The sequence below is a fragment of the Paenibacillus alkaliterrae genome, from assembly GCF_021532375.1.
Lineage (GTDB): Bacteria > Bacillota > Bacilli > Paenibacillales > Paenibacillaceae > Pristimantibacillus > Pristimantibacillus alkaliterrae.
This window is the reverse complement of record NZ_JAKGAP010000024.1, coordinates 16,097-30,023: the sequence shown is the minus strand read 5'-3', so window position 1 is coordinate 30,023 and position 13,927 is coordinate 16,097. Positions and strand designations below refer to the sequence as shown.

Below are 13,927 nucleotides of genomic sequence, written 5' to 3'. Positions count from 1 at the left end.
ATGCGCTCTGGAACGATTTTCAGCACCTTCAAACGCGATTATCAACTGTGGATCATGGTATTTCCGGCCATTGCCGTGATTTTCATATTTAACTATATCCCGATGTACGGCGTTCAATTGGCTTTCCGGGATTATGATTTCAGCAAAGGGCTTACCGGGGGAGAATGGCAGGGGTTATTCTACTTCAAGCAATTTATTGACAGCTATTTGTTTACCGACTTAATGAAAAATACGTTTATCATTAGCTTAACTACTATTGTGGTAGGATTTCCAGCACCAATCATCCTGGCGTTGATTTTGAATCAGATCCGAACAAAAAAAATGAAGCAGCTCATGCAAACGACGGTGTATTTGCCGCATTTTATATCCATTATTGTAATGGTAGGAATGTTAAATGTTCTATTGTCTCCTGAGACTGGAATTGTCGGGCTTATGATGAAATCATTGGGTTTAGGCCATATCAACTTATTGGCTTCGACCTCTACCTTTATACCAACCTATGTAATATCCGACATTTGGCAGCATTGCGGATGGAACAGCATCATCTATCTGGCGGCGCTGTCGACCGTCGACCCTCAGCTGTACGATTCGGCCAAAATGGATGGGGCGAGCAGATGGCAGACAATACGTTATATCGACTTACCGGCCCTTGTCCCGACCATCGTGATTCTATTCATTCTAAGCATGGGGAATATACTCGGCACCGGCTTCGAAAAAATCTTTTTGATGCAAAATTCACTGAACCTTCCCGTCTCGGAGGTCATAGCCACCTATGTTTACAAGATGGGTATCGTATCCAATCAGTTCAGCTATGCTTCGGCGATCGGCTTGTTCAATACGTTGGTTAATTTTATTTTCCTGTTTGCCATGAATGCCATTTCCAAGCGAGTTTCGAATACAAGTTTGTTCTAGCCGGCTGCAGAAGGAGGAGTAACCATGGTTCGTCATCGTTTTAGCGGCAGTGAGATCGCATTCAGAATCGTTTTAATTGCGTTATGCGCGCTAATTTTTCTGGCCATTGCCTATCCGCTGTATTTTATCATTATTGCCTCAATCAGTGATTCTACACTTGTATCGACCGGTAAAGTGCTGCTGATTCCGAAAGAAACCAGCCTGTTCGGATACAAGGAGATTTTTCAAGACGAGCGGGTTTGGACAGGATATCGAAATACAGTATTTTATACGGTTGCCGGTACGCTGGTGAATTTGCTGTTTACTTTGCCGGCAGCCTATGTGCTGTCCAGGCGCGAATTCCGGGCAAGACGAATCATTATGTTTTCCTTTGTCCTTACCATGTTCTTTAACGGCGGCTTGATTCCAACATACTTGTTGATGAAGGACCTGCATTTGACAAATACGGCATGGGTATTTATTCTTCCATTTTGTGTGAATGTATTTTATTTGATTATTGCGCGCACATTCTTTGAAGCGTCTTTGCCGTCAGAGCTGTATGAGGCGGCGGCCATGGACGGCTGTTCCCATTTCGTGTACTTTATCAAAGTGGCGCTGCCTTTATCCAAAGCGCTGATCTCCGTTATCGGGCTTTACTATCTGGTCGGGCATTGGAACGACTTTTTCACGGCATTGATTTATATAAGGGATAACGACTTGAGGCCTTTGCAAATCATTTTAAGGGATATTTTGTTATCGAATCAGGTATTCTCGGGAGGAGCGGGCACCGGCGGCGATTCGGGAGGTTATGCGCAAAGATATGCCGATCAAATCAAATATGGTGTGATCATCGTATCTACGCTGCCGATTTTGGTGCTGTACCCTTTCCTGCAGAAATACTTTGAAAAAGGCGTTATGATCGGCTCTGTCAAAGGCTGAGCGGAACGTCCGGAGACTGCTTCCTTTCGCCTCCGAAAATTAAAGCTCGACCGCCGGGCACCAGCCTGGCGGCTCGGCGCATACAGAAACGGCAAACAACGGCTCTTCGCGCGCAAGATCGGCGAAGTAGCTGGGCAGCACATGGTTGCCGGCGATGGAGCCCATTCGGAAAGAGCGCTTCACCTCGCCCTTGACGTGCATGTAATAGTAGGTTTGCTTTGTCTTGGGCGATTGGTAGACGAGCGTGGGCAGATGAGGGACGATATCGAATTCATTTTGAAATCGCCAGTGCGACGCGACAGTCGCATTATATTTGCTTACAAACCTCGGATCGCCGACTCTTGGCGCGCCAAAGGTGTAGACGATCGGATTATTAAACGCGGAGTTGACAGCCAAATCTATGGAGGCAAGAGTAGCGAGCGCGCCCCCGAGACTGTGACCGGTTACAAAGAGCGGTCGATCGGCCGGGAGCTGTTTTACAATGTTTATAATCTGATTACGTGCGGACATGTAAATGTCGGTAAAGCCTTTGTGGGTGAGGCCGGCATTTTTGACGGGGCGGTATGACGTTTGCTGGGCGATGAAATCAGCTACCCAATCGACAGCGGAGCCGCTGCCGCGAAACGCGAGAACGGAGGCTCGCTCCGAGGTCAATACGAAGCCGAATCGTTCCTCGCTGTTGTCGACTCCTTTAGCCGTAAACCCGCCCGCCAAGCTGTATGATCGAGGTACAAGAAACAAGCCGTCCTTGTTGTTGAATTGCATGTACGTTTGTCCGCAAACCGCAGCCAAAAACAAAGCCGTACGCAGATCCAGCTCTTGCGATCTAAGCTTATTATCCCCGCTGGTTCCCATATCATCCCTCCGCTCATACGTCCCGATATTGCTGATGTTGTATCATATGTCGGAATGGGCGAATGGGTACCAGCGGATAAAAAATGGACTTCCCTCTATCAACGAAAGTATAATCAAGGTATTAATCCGAAAAGGGAATCATCCATAAGCTGTTGAGTAAGGAGTTCAGGCCCGTTTCTATATCGATTAACTGCGTTTTTTGCGAGAACGCATTTCCTCGTTCACCGGTTCATTGCCTGAGGAAGCCGGCTTGTTCTTCGCCCTGCCGGCTTTCTTTCTTCGAGAACGCTTGGCTCTTGAGGATGCCTGGCCTGCGATAATTTCCTCCGGCCTGCGACCGTTCAATAAATCGCCGGTCCAGCCCTTCTTCCATAACCATATATAGATAAGGATTGTAATGACGGCAAGAATCGCCAGCATGCCGGTAAAGCCCCAAGGATGGTCCTTCCAGGGCAGCTTATTAAAGTTGCTTCCCCACAAGGAGCCCGCAATGGTCGCCGGCAGGAACAGAACGGTGAATATGGTGAGCGTCTTCATAATATCATTGCCGCGAAAGCTGGAAATCGCATCGTCCATAGAGATGAGCGTATCGATCTCCAGCGCGTAATGCTTCAGAAGCGCATCAATTCTCTCCAGCTTATGAGTAATCCGCTTGAAGCCGTCGGTATCGGTAAGCTCACCCATAAAGGCCTCTTTGGCAGCGCCATGCAATTCTCTAACGGGAATAAATAGATGGCTCCAATGAAGCAGATCATAACGTCTTTCGAAAATAACGTCGATCAGTCCCGTACGGTTCTCTCTGCGCATCGCTGCTTCCAGCTCGCCTAATCTCTTCTCAAAGCCGTCCAAGCCCTCGTGGAATGTCTCTAAAATAATGCTGAGCATGACGAACAGCGCTTCCGGCGCCGTATCGCAGCCTTCAAGCCTCGAAGCATGCTGTACAGATTGAAGCCGCAAGGGCAAGCGCATATCGTCATGCATCGTAATAAGCCTTGTCTGGGACAGCCGGAAATGAAAGGGCTGAATGTCGGACTGGTCCTCGGATATTTGGAACATAAGCGTCCCGTATAGAAGTCGGTCCGAGTTCGGAGCTTCTCCGACCGATATCATATTATTTCGTCTGCCGGTGCATTCGTCGATCCAAGAAGCGCATTCCGGAAATTGCGTCTTAAGCTCCTCAGCCCGCTGCTCGGCTGCTATCTTCTCCATATTGGCTGCGGCATTGACCGCTCTTTGCTCGTCCCGCGCAGCGGTAGATTGTTTCTGCGTATGTTTTCTGCTTGGCAAAGCCTCTTGCCTGGAAGGCTGCTGCTTGGCCTGCTGCAGTACATGCCATTCCCATCCTGCGGGATAGCGAAGCATCCGATTTATCATCGCTCTGCCTCCTGCTTGTCCGATTTTCCAATATCATTTCTTCATCATACTCCGAACTGCTTGGGTTGCACAACCTATGCCTGCAATTAGACAAAAGGCGACTTATTCCGTCAAAGTTAGGGCATACCAAATACAGCTGGAGTTTAACATACCCAAATAGGTCTCAGGAGGGAAATGCCTTGGCCAGAAAAATTGGAATATTTGAAACCGAGCAGCAAGCGATAACCGCTATACGGCAGCTGGAGCAAGCGGGATTCGTTCCCGGCGAGCTGCAGGTACTAGCGAAGGATTCCGAGCATTCAAGACGCATAGAAGCGGAAAGCGGCGTACATGCCGATGAGCTGCGCGAGCTTGCGGAGTCGTCGGACGCCGATCGCGGCATAGGCGTCTTCGGTATGGAAGCAGCGGGGTATGGAGGAATGGCAGTCGCGCCTGCATATGGAATGTCAGGTTCCGGTATGCCATCTTATTTTGGAGGCGCCTACCCTTTTGCCGCCGCCGCTCTGGGAAATGATTACGGGCATGCCGACGCTTTGCAATCGCTTGGACTTGATCAAGAGGAAGCCGAGATCTGCAGCAAGTCGCTGCAGGGCGGAGCGGTAATCGTTATCGTGCAAACGGATGAGAGCAAGTCATTACTCGATAAGGAAGATGGTCCGGACTTATCCCGCCTTAGCGCGGCAGAGGCCGTTTTCCGTCAATGCAACGCTTCTGTCATTACGGCCGGAGCGTAGATCAGCCGTCCGATGCAATCGGTATAACGAGGCCTCACTTTGCCGCGACGGTTGCCGTGCGGCAGAGCGGGGCTTCTGTTTTCTTCGGATAAGCGGCTAGACATTCGCCAGCGACTGACGGTTCAGCTTGACGATCTCGGATAACGGATGGCTCTTGCCTAGGATGAGATCACGGATAACGTGGGCAGCGAGCATACTGTATACGCTGCCGTTGCCGCCATATCCCAAGCAATAATAAACGTTTTTCCACAACGGATCCGCTCCGATAAACGGCAGATTGTCCAGCGACTCGCCGAAGGTGGCGCTCCACTCATATTCGATGGGTGCTTGCAGCTGTGGAAAGAGCAATCTTAGCTGTCCAATAAGCTTTTCGCTCCTCTTATGCCTGGCCTGGTCGCTGTGCAAAGGATGCTCTTTTTCCTCATCGAGTCCACCAATGATAACCCGGCCGTCAACCGTCGTGCGCATATATAAGTAGGGGCGAGCTGTTTCCCAAATGAGAAAGCGCTGATGCCAGCATTGCAGATTGTGCTGGGGCTCGGTGACCAATGCGAAGGAACGGTTTAATTCAGCTTTAATGAGTTTGCCGCGCAGCTCCTCCGGTTCGTAACCGATCGCATATACGACATGCTCCGCCTCAATCTCGAAACCATCTGCGGTTCGCAAGCGCTGAAGGCCGCCCGGCAGCTTCTTATGCTCCACGATATCGGTTTGCTCGTGGATTTCAAGACCGGCAGCCACGGCTGCATTCGCCAATCCATTGACGAACTGGGACGGATTAAACTCGGCATCGTTGTGCGTGACGATGGCACCAGGCTTCCTAAAGGGAAAATGCTTCGCAATGTCATCCGCCGTCCAAAACTCAACATCGAACCCGCATGCTTTTAACGCGTCGTATTCTTTTTTTAGCTTAGGCAGATCCTTCTCGGTTGATGCGTAATAAAGGCTGCTTCTCCTTTGGAAGCCAATGTCGGCTGCAAGCTCGTCAGCCGCAGCCTCAAACATATTGATCGCATCCGCGCACGATCTGTAGAACCTATGCGCGTCGCGTAATCCGATTTGCTCGATTAGATCGCAAAGCATAATGTCATTCGAAGAATGCAGCAGTCCAAGGTTGGCGCCTGTGCTTCCTCCAGCGACTTGTCCCCGTTCCAGCATAATAGCTGAGAAACCGCAGCGGACAAGCAACAAGCTGCATAGCGCTCCCGACAATCCGCCGCCAATGACGGCGATTTTCATTTTTTTGTTTTGCCGCAGGGGCGGATATTCTTTTTCGTTTTTTTCCGTCCCCGGCCAATACAGAGTTCCGGTATGCAGCTCCTTCATTAGTCATCACTCCCTCCGATAGTATTACCCGATTTCGCGAATTATGAAGCTTGTCATAAACGGATAATTACCCGTCTAAATTTCGCATCGCATCGCGATAAGCGGTAGGAGATTGACCATGCAGGCGGCGGAATTGCTTGGAGAAATAAAGCGCGTCCTGGAGACCGACGGAAGCGGAAATTTGCTCGATCGTAAGCTCGTGACGCTCGCGGAGCATCTGGCGAGCCTTATCGATCCGCAGATTGAGCAGGAATGTAACCGGCGAAACGCCGGTCCGCTGCTTGAAGAAGCGCGACAGATAGGCCCGGTTGTAGCCAAGGGATTCCGCCATCTGCTCAATGGAGACGGGATGGGCGTATTGCGTCGATAAATAATGGATCACCTGCTGGAGCAACCGGTCTCCCTCTGCCTGCGAGGTGCGCAGCGAACTGCTGCTCTCGGCTTGCAGCAGCGTCTTGTATTCCGCCAATAATAGATGAAGATAACCGTTCGCTTTCAGATCCGCTGTTGCTTCGCCGCGGCGGAACGTTTCGTAGATTTGCCGGAACAGCGCGCCGGCCCGGCGTTTATCGACAGCGAATACGACGTGCTGCTCGGAGTGAAAGCCTGCTGCCGCGACCAGCTCAGCCGATTGTGCGCCATGGAAGGCGACCCAGCGGTAGCGCCACGGCTCGTCGCTGTCCGATTCATAGCTGATAAGCTGCTCAGGCTCGATTAGAAACGTATGGCCTGCCTGAAGCGCATAGGACTTGCCGCCAGAAATGAACGTGCCCTTTCCTTCCAGCACAATATGCATTAAATAAAAATCATATACCTTAGGCCCGAGACGATGCAGCGGCTTTGTCTGGCTCTCTCCGGCAAACCATACATGCAAGGGGTCTTTCTCGCCGTGCGCGATAACAGGGTTAGAGGCTACCTTATACATATCTTGCTGCATTTCCTTTACACCTGCTTCATAAGAAGAATTAATGGTGGACAAATGTAGTGTTTCCATAATGATAGCATGTCCTGGTATAAAGAGAGAAGTCACATTAATCCATACAATAAACACTTCCCGCCATTTCGTTTTTTTATGCATTCCTATATACTGAAGTTGAAAATAGAGACTAAACTAATCTGATAAAAAAGGAACGTGATAGCAAATGGCAAACATTGACGCGCTAACACAGCAATTTATACAGCATTATGGAGGAGAGGCGAATGATATCGCCGTATTCCACGCTCCGGGCCGCGTGAACCTGATCGGCGAGCATACGGATTATAACGGCGGGTACGTTTTTCCAGCCGCTTTAACCTTTGGAACGACGCTGCTGATCCGCAAGCGCGCTGACAATCATCTCGGCCTCGCGACAACAAATTTTCCAGCTTCGAAGCAATTCTCGTTCGATGCGATTGTATATGACGAGACAGACGATTGGATGAACTATCCGAAGGGGATCGTGAATGAGCTGCAGCAAAGCGGAGTTGTCTTCAAGAACGGCTATGACCTGCTCTACCACGGCGAAATTCCGAACGGCGCAGGTCTGTCCTCCTCCGCATCCATTGAGGTCGTAACGGCTTATGCTTTGCAAAATCTTGAGGGCCTGCCGACCGATACCGTGAAGATTGCCCTGCTGTCGCAAAAATCGGAAAATGAGTTTAACGGCGTAAATTGCGGCATTATGGACCAATTCGCCGTAGCGAACGGAAAGGAGGATCATGCGATTCTGCTCATGTGCGATACGCTGGAATATGAGCTCGTACCTTTCGATTCGGGCAGCTACAAGCTCGTCATCGGCAACACGAACAAGCGCCGCGGCCTTGTCGAATCGGCTTATAACGAGCGTCGCAGCCAATGCGAGCAGGCTGTTGCAGAACTGCGTCCCGCTTTCTCCGAGCTTACGCTGCTCGGTCAAATAAGCCTGGAGCAATTCAACTCCGCAAAGCACCTGATCAAGGACGAAACGGTTCAGAGGCGCGCGCAGCATGTCGTAGAAGAAATCGACCGCGTATTGCAATCGATCAAAGCGCTTAAAGCGAATGACCTGGCGCAATTCGGTCAGCTCATGAACGGCTCGCACGACTCGCTGCGCGACCTTTATGAGGTAACCGGACACGAGCTTGATGCGATGGTTGCGGCGGCTCGTGAAGTTTCGGGCGTGCTTGGCTCCCGAATGACTGGAGCGGGCTTCGGCGGCTGCACCGTATCACTTGTTCATGAAGACAGCGTAGAAGCGTTTAAGGAAGAGGTTGGCCGCAAATATAACGAAGCAACCGGCTTAACCGCTGACTTCTATGTTTGCACGATCGGCAACGGCGTAGAACGACTCGTATAAACATTCAAATCATTAAGATGCAGCATAATGGAGAGGGGAAATGAACGATGGCAGTTCTTGTAACAGGAGGAGCAGGTTATATCGGGTCCCATGCCGTAGCCGCGCTTCAGGAACGCGGCGAGGAAATCGTCGTGGTCGACAATTTGCAGCAGGGTCACCGCAAAGCATTGCTCGGGGGCAAGCTTTATGAAGGAGACCTTCGCGATGCGGCTTTTCTCGATACCGTATTTCAAGAAAACGATATTGACGCGGTCATTCATTTCGCGGCAAATTCGCTAGTCGGTGAAAGCATGAAAGACCCGGGCAAATATTATCATAACAACGTATTCGGCACGCTTTGTCTGCTGGAGAAGATGAACGAATACAATGTACGCAAAATCGTATTCTCGTCCACGGCGGCAACCTACGGAGAACCGGAAAACGTGCCGATCGACGAATACGACCGGACGCTTCCGACCAACGCTTACGGTGAAACGAAGCTGGCGATGGAAAAAATGATGAAATGGTTCGACGTTGCCCATAACATTAAATTCGTATCGCTTCGTTATTTCAACGCGGCGGGCGCGCACGAGAGCGGCAAAATCGGTGAGGACCACAGTCCGGAAACGCATCTTATTCCGATCGTGCTGCAGGCTGCGCTCGGTCAGCGTCCTCATATCTCCGTGTTCGGCGAGGATTACGATACGCCGGACGGCACTTGCATCCGCGATTACATTCATGTCAGCGATCTGGCGGATGCGCATGTTTTAGCGGTAGATCGTCTGCGCGGAGGCGAGGACAGCTCGGTCTATAACCTCGGCAATGGAACGGGATTCTCGGTTAAGCAGGTTATTGATATCGCGCGCGCCGTAACGGGCAGAGAAATTCCTGCCGTGATGGAAGCGCGCCGCGCCGGCGATCCTGCCGTGCTCGTCGCCTCATCCGATCGGGCCCGCAAAGAGCTCGGCTGGAATCCGAAGCGCGATAAGCTGGAGGATATCATCAAGAGCGCTTGGAGCTGGCATGAAGCCAATCCGAAGGGCTACAACGACAAATAAAGCCGTTGCTAATGCGAAAGGAGCTACTCATCGTGGCAAAAGAACGACAGGCACCTGCGGCAAAAGAAACGCTGCTGCTCATTGAACGGCTGCTGCAATTCGCCTTGCAGCGCAATTTATTGGAAGAGATGGACCTTTATGCGGCGCGCAACGCGCTGCTTGACCAATTTCATTTCACCGAGCCTTACGATGGGGTCGTTCCGGAGGAGCGTCTGGAAAGCGCGGTCCCTGTGCTCGAGCCGCTGCTTGATTACGGCTTCTCCATCGGCCTTATTCCGGACGATACGACGACATACCGCGACCTGCTCGATGCCCGCATCATGGGCTTGCTGCTGCCGCGGCCATCCGAAGCGAATGCCGCATTCGTTCGAAAGGCGCAGACCGAAGGCTTGCAGGCTGCGACGGATTCCTTTTACAATCTAAACATCGATTCCAACTACATTCGGATGGACCGCATCCGTAAAAATCAATATTGGCTTCACGAGACGGAATTCGGCAAGCTCGAAATTACGATCAATCTGTCTAAGCCGGAGAAGGACCCGAAGGAAATCGCGCTGCTCAAAACGATGCCGCAGGCGAAATATCCGCAATGCTTGCTTTGCGCGGAGAACGTCGGTTATGCCGGCCGTCCCGATCATCCCGCCCGTCAGAATTTGCGGGTGCTGCCGCTTACGCTGCAGGAGGAACAATGGTATTTCCAATATTCCCCTTACGTGTACTATAACGAGCACAGCATTATTTTTAAAGGCGCACATGAGCCTATGGTTATTTCGCATTCGTCCTTTGCGAGGCTGCTCGACTTTGTTGAGCAATTTCCGCATTATTTTATCGGCTCAAACGCGGATTTGCCGATCGTAGGCGGCTCCATCCTAAGTCACGATCATTTCCAAGGCGGCCGTCACGTATTCCCGATGGAGGCGGCCGGTACGGAAGCTTCATTCGTCGATCCGCAGTTGCCGGGAGTACGCTTCGGCATCGTCAATTGGCCGATGTCGGTCGTGCGGGTGAACGGACCGTCCAAGTCTGATGTACAGCAAGCGGCATGCCGCTTGCTTGACGAGTGGCGCTCGTATAGCGATGCTTCCGTCGCCGTGCTTGCTTTCACGGAGCAGGCGGATGGAACGCTTACGCCGCATAATACGATTACGCCGATCGCAAGGCTGCGGGATAACGGAGAATACGAAGTTGACTTGGTGCTGCGCAACAACCGCACGAGCGATGAGCACCCGGACGGCATTTTCCATCCGCATCAGCATTTGCATCACATCAAGAAGGAAAATATCGGCTTGATCGAGGTTATGGGGCTTGCGGTATTGCCTGGCCGCTTGAAGGATGAGCTGGAGCAGATCGCAGATTATTTGACGGGCGTTTCATCCGCCGGCGCTGATGAGCTAAAGGATGCCGCGCATCCTTTGCATAAGCATGCGGATTGGCTGCTGTCGCTGATCGAACGCTTCGGCACGGCGGCTTCGGCAGAGCAAGCAAAAGTAATCATTGAAGCGGAGACGGGCGGAAAGTTTCTTCAGGTGCTGAAGGACGCGGGCGTCTACAAGCGTACGCCAGCCGGTACAGCTGCGTTTGAACGCTTTCTCGCATCAATCGGGCTTCAGAAGGCATAACGATAGAATAGAGCCTCGGCAAACGCTTAATCAAAGCGTTTGCTTGGAGGTTCTTTTTTATAATGAGAGACGCATGCCTAATCGTTAAAAATCTGCCAAGCGGACTTATTTAATTTGTAAAAGGTCAAAATTTATGGTATTTTTTATAGGATAAACAAATGATTATTATATATTTTTTAGTAAACTATTTATCGGAGGGGTTCAAATGCCCGAAAAAATGCTGCCGCTTGACGATTTCTTACAGCTGAGCACAGATGAGCAGGTGGAGAAGCTAAAGCGCTGGAAGATGGATTATACGCTGAAGGATATTCGCGAAGCTTGGAATTTCAAGCATTCCGCGCAATATTATATGCTGCTTAAGAAGCTGCGCATCTATGAAAAAGTAGTCAACAAATCAGACAAATTTTATCCTGTTCAAGAGCAATTATTGACTAGAGCGAATGCAAACGGCGAGCGGGCCTGGAACGGCCAAGACGGTTATTCGGGACGCAAGCTGCCGTCCGACAGCTTCGATTATCAATTGAATACGACGCTGAGCGGTCCGGATCTGGCCGATAAGCTGGAGAGAATCGCGCATTTCCTCAAGGGGGAGCATAAGAACGTAACCATAAAGCTGTCTATTGAAGCGGCGGAAACGCAGGCAGAAGAGCAGGAGTAGTCTCTTGCCATGCAAGCAGAAGAACCGAGCTCGGCGAAGGCGTCCGGGCTCGGTTCTTCTATTGTTGAAAAATGAAAATAAATGTCTTATAATGGAATAATTTGTTTGAAAGAAATGATCTTGTATCAGCTCCGAAGTTTGCCCAGCTCGGATACGAGAGCTTCTACCTCGCTAATGCTGAATTTATCCTTCGCCGCGACTACCTCGTACAAATCTTTAATATCCTCATATTTGCTCATGTCGAAATTTGAAGCCTGCATGGCGGCGGCGGATGCCATTTTCAGCTTCGTTTTGATGACTTCAATCATAAACTCGACATTTTCTTGCGTTTGCAATTCTAAATTATTCATGAAGGGCCTCCTCAATTTATTGCGATCCGAACAGGCATCGTCAGCATAGGCTTATTCGTCCGTTTTGCTTTGCAGCAATTGTACCATGTTTCAATAGGTCATGACCACAAATTGAACACGGCCAGGAAATTGGATACAATAACAACTAATTCGAATTCTATAGAGGAGCGTGCAGGAAATGTCCAGAGAAGCTGACGGAAAGATCCGCTCGATCGCCCAGCGCAAGCTGTTCTTGAATAACGGCGTAGAACTCGCTTATTACGATTCCCATTCAGAGGATGGAGGTGCGGAGGACGGTATTTCCGAGGTAGTCGTGCTGCTGCATGGGTATTGCGGAGGTTCGGCTTATTGGGAGCATATCGCGGAGGAGCTTGAGCAATCGGTTCGCCTTATAGCGCCGGATCTGCGGGGGCATGGATTGAGCTCGGCGCCGAACGATGAGGTTTATTCGATGGAGCTGTACGCGGAAGATATCGCTCATATGCTGATTCAGCTGCAATTGCATAATGTCATTTTGCTGGGGCATTCCTTTGGCGGCTACATAACGCTTGCGTTTGCGGAAAAGTATGAGAAGAAGCTGTCGGGCTTTGGACTCATTCACTCCACTCCCCTCGAGGACAGCGATGCAGCCAGGCAAAACCGCGACAAGGCTGTCGCAGCCTTGGAGGAGAACGGCGTGCAAGCGTTCGTCGACGGTTTAGTTCCGAAGCTATTCGCACCGGCCAATCTTGAGACAATGCGGGAAGAAGTGGAACTGGCGAAGCAAATCGGCTATGGCACTGCGCTGCAAGGTGCGATCGGAACCGCGAAAGGCATGAAGGCCCGAGCGAATCGGACACGAGTAATCGAGAACACGAATTTGCCTGTTTTACTCGTTTCGGGAGCGAATGACAAGCTGATTCCTGCCGAGAATACATTTGCTGCCGGCAATGGGGCAACCGTGAAGACAAGGCTGGAAAGCGCCGGACATATGGGAATGATCGAGCAGCCGAAGGAGCTGGCTGCAACTATTCTTGATTTTGTAAAAAAGATTCGCGTTTAGTGAGCCTCCATTCAGGATGATAAGGTATCACGGCTAAAAGGCAGGAAATGGGAGGGGAATCCTTTGTTTCAGCGCGATTATTTTATGAGAATGGTTGAGCAAATGACCGAGGCGATCGGACAAATTATGAATTTGAGGCGCGAGCGCAAGCAAGAGGAGGCGCTGCTCGTGATCGATGATTTGCTCGATAAGCGCTTTCGATTAAGCAGCAAGCTCATTCGTTCTTTGTCTGACGAGGATCTGATGAAGGTGATGACGACGAACGGAGTACTGGAAACCGACCATATGCAGGCTATCGCCTTATTGATGAAGCAGGAGGCTTTAATTAGCGGCGAACTGGGACGGGAGGATGAAAGCTTTTCCGCCAATGTGAAAGCTTTGCAGCTGTTCGTCAGGCTGTCGCTTGCCGGCGCAGAGCCGACCATCGCGGAGCCCCGGGAGCAAATCGCGGAACTGCTGGAGGAGCTGCGGCCTTATGAGCTGCCCGTTCCGACCAAGCGGCTCCTAATCGAGTGGCATATAGCGGAAGGGCGATATGATAGGGCCGAAAATGTGATGCATGAGCTGCTGGAGGATAACGCGCTTTGGACGGAGGAGGCGGCAGCTATCTATAGACGGATGCTGCTGGAGAGCGACGAGCGTCTATTGGCGGGCGGCTTGCCGCGCGATGAAGTCGAGCAAGGGCTCTCGGCTCTTATGCAGCATTAAGGACAGCGTAAGTCGCTAAATGTAGAGAAATCAGTCAAAGCTTGCGCGTAAACAGCAAGTTTTTGTTTCATAACACTTT

14 protein-coding genes are annotated in these 13,927 nt (G+C 50.9%); 9 read left to right on the top strand and 5 right to left on the bottom strand.

The window, feature by feature from the left end; translation table 11 throughout:
• Together L1N85_RS12315 and L1N85_RS12310 are read left to right on the top strand one after the other, a co-directional pair.
• The gene (locus L1N85_RS12315) at nt 1–912 is read left to right on the top strand and encodes an ABC transporter permease (RefSeq protein WP_235238270.1); all 912 of its coding nucleotides are present in this window, start codon (nt 1–3) and stop codon (nt 910–912) included.
• Between the two features lie 24 nt (nt 913–936).
• Nucleotides 937–1,830 (top strand): carbohydrate ABC transporter permease, encoded by an 894-nt coding sequence (locus tag L1N85_RS12310; protein ID WP_235238268.1) that lies wholly within the window; start codon nt 937–939, stop codon nt 1,828–1,830.
• A gap of 39 nt (nt 1,831–1,869) precedes the next feature.
• Here the strand turns inward: L1N85_RS12310 and L1N85_RS12305 are convergent, their stop codons facing one another.
• Nucleotides 1,870–2,685, bottom strand: coding sequence for a lipase family protein (locus L1N85_RS12305; RefSeq protein WP_235238265.1), 816 nt, complete (start codon nt 2,683–2,685; stop codon nt 1,870–1,872).
• Nucleotides 2,686–2,871: 186 nt separating this feature from the next.
• Complete coding sequence (locus L1N85_RS12300; protein WP_235238263.1) at nt 2,872–4,059, bottom strand: magnesium transporter CorA family protein; 1,188 nt, start codon at nt 4,057–4,059, stop codon at nt 2,872–2,874.
• A 179-nt stretch (nt 4,060–4,238) separates the two neighbouring features.
• On the opposite strand from L1N85_RS12300, the gene L1N85_RS12295 reads away from it, so the two are divergent.
• Nucleotides 4,239–4,793, top strand: a complete 555-nt coding sequence (locus L1N85_RS12295) for a general stress protein (protein WP_235238260.1) — start codon at nt 4,239–4,241, stop codon at nt 4,791–4,793.
• Between the two features lie 96 nt (nt 4,794–4,889).
• Here L1N85_RS12295 and L1N85_RS12290 read toward each other — a convergent pair whose 3' ends face one another.
• Both L1N85_RS12290 and L1N85_RS12285 read right to left on the bottom strand, forming a co-directional pair.
• Nucleotides 4,890–6,119: an NAD(P)/FAD-dependent oxidoreductase gene (locus L1N85_RS12290; protein WP_235238257.1), complete on the bottom strand. Its 1,230-nt coding sequence runs from the start codon at nt 6,117–6,119 to the stop codon at nt 4,890–4,892.
• A 67-nt stretch (nt 6,120–6,186) separates the two neighbouring features.
• Nucleotides 6,187–7,113: an AraC family transcriptional regulator gene (locus L1N85_RS12285; RefSeq protein WP_235238254.1), complete on the bottom strand. Its 927-nt coding sequence runs from the start codon at nt 7,111–7,113 to the stop codon at nt 6,187–6,189.
• 148 nt (nt 7,114–7,261) lie between these two features.
• Between L1N85_RS12285 and L1N85_RS12280 the strand changes: the two genes are divergently transcribed.
• From L1N85_RS12280 to L1N85_RS12265, 4 genes are all read left to right on the top strand, one after another.
• Nucleotides 7,262–8,434: a galactokinase gene (locus tag L1N85_RS12280; RefSeq protein WP_235238253.1), complete on the top strand. Its 1,173-nt coding sequence runs from the start codon at nt 7,262–7,264 to the stop codon at nt 8,432–8,434.
• 47 nt (nt 8,435–8,481) lie between these two features.
• On the top strand, nt 8,482–9,471 hold the full coding sequence (galE, locus tag L1N85_RS12275; RefSeq protein WP_235238249.1) for a UDP-glucose 4-epimerase GalE: 990 nt from the start codon (nt 8,482–8,484) through the stop codon (nt 9,469–9,471).
• 11 nt (nt 9,472–9,482) lie between these two features.
• Nucleotides 9,483–11,090 (top strand): UDP-glucose--hexose-1-phosphate uridylyltransferase, encoded by a 1,608-nt coding sequence (locus L1N85_RS12270; RefSeq protein WP_235238248.1) that lies wholly within the window; start codon nt 9,483–9,485, stop codon nt 11,088–11,090.
• A gap of 205 nt (nt 11,091–11,295) precedes the next feature.
• On the top strand, nt 11,296–11,748 hold the full coding sequence (locus L1N85_RS12265; protein ID WP_235238246.1) for a hypothetical protein: 453 nt from the start codon (nt 11,296–11,298) through the stop codon (nt 11,746–11,748).
• A gap of 125 nt (nt 11,749–11,873) precedes the next feature.
• On the opposite strand, the gene L1N85_RS12260 is transcribed toward L1N85_RS12265, so the two are convergent.
• The gene (locus tag L1N85_RS12260; protein ID WP_235238244.1) at nt 11,874–12,098 is read right to left on the bottom strand and encodes a DUF1128 family protein; all 225 of its coding nucleotides are present in this window, start codon (nt 12,096–12,098) and stop codon (nt 11,874–11,876) included.
• Nucleotides 12,099–12,276: 178 nt separating this feature from the next.
• Here L1N85_RS12260 and L1N85_RS12255 point away from each other — a divergent pair, with 178 nt between their 5' ends.
• Both L1N85_RS12255 and L1N85_RS12250 read left to right on the top strand, forming a co-directional pair.
• Nucleotides 12,277–13,140, top strand: coding sequence for an alpha/beta fold hydrolase (locus L1N85_RS12255; protein ID WP_235238241.1), 864 nt, complete (start codon nt 12,277–12,279; stop codon nt 13,138–13,140).
• 63 nt (nt 13,141–13,203) lie between these two features.
• Complete coding sequence (locus L1N85_RS12250) at nt 13,204–13,848, top strand: DUF6483 family protein (protein WP_235238239.1); 645 nt, start codon at nt 13,204–13,206, stop codon at nt 13,846–13,848.
• Nucleotides 13,849–13,927 lie beyond the last annotated feature (79 nt).